This window comes from Luteimonas sp. A501 (assembly GCF_054052085.1).
This window is the reverse complement of sequence record NZ_JBSVRI010000043.1, coordinates 1-522: the sequence shown is the minus strand read 5'-3', so window position 1 is coordinate 522 and position 522 is coordinate 1. Positions and strand designations below refer to the sequence as shown.

At 51.5% G+C, this 522-nt stretch carries 1 protein-coding gene; it reads right to left on the bottom strand.

The window, feature by feature from the left end; translation table 11 throughout:
- Window positions 1-54: 54 nt before the first annotated feature.
- On the bottom strand, window positions 55-522 hold a 468-nt coding region (locus ACW7G5_RS14815), incomplete at its 5' end, for an N-acetyltransferase family protein (protein ID WP_457005790.1).

Here is a 522-nt window from a genome sequence, read left to right as displayed (position 1 = left end):
GCCTAACGCCAGAATTAAGCCGCGCCGCGAAGCGGTGTCGGCTTGAATGAATTGTTAGGCATTGCTGCCATAAGATAAGCAGTGAACGACGACGGGATACGTCTCATTGCCGGGCATCCGACCACTAACGGTCCTCGACTCCACAAAGCCAATGGACTTGTAGAAGTCTAAGGCAGCGTCATTTCCTTTAAGTACTTCAATGCAGAGTCCGCCTGGGCGCTCTTCAAGAGCTGCTCTCGCCAAGAGCCGCCCGAGACCTTTGCGGTAGAAGGCCGGATCTACATACAGCCATGTGAGCTCATCGTTGCCATAGGCCACGAAGCCCAGAACTAAACCATCCTTATCTGCAACAAGAAGGTCGTAGTCAAAGAGGCCCTCTCTTTCTGCGGCTACTTCAAGTGGCAGGAAAGCCTCCTCTAGATTTGCTCCCCGAAGTTCATCCATGCGAGCTAGATCATGAATCTCGCAGATCCGATTCCAATCATATTTCTGATAGCGACGAATCTTCATGCAATGCCTAAC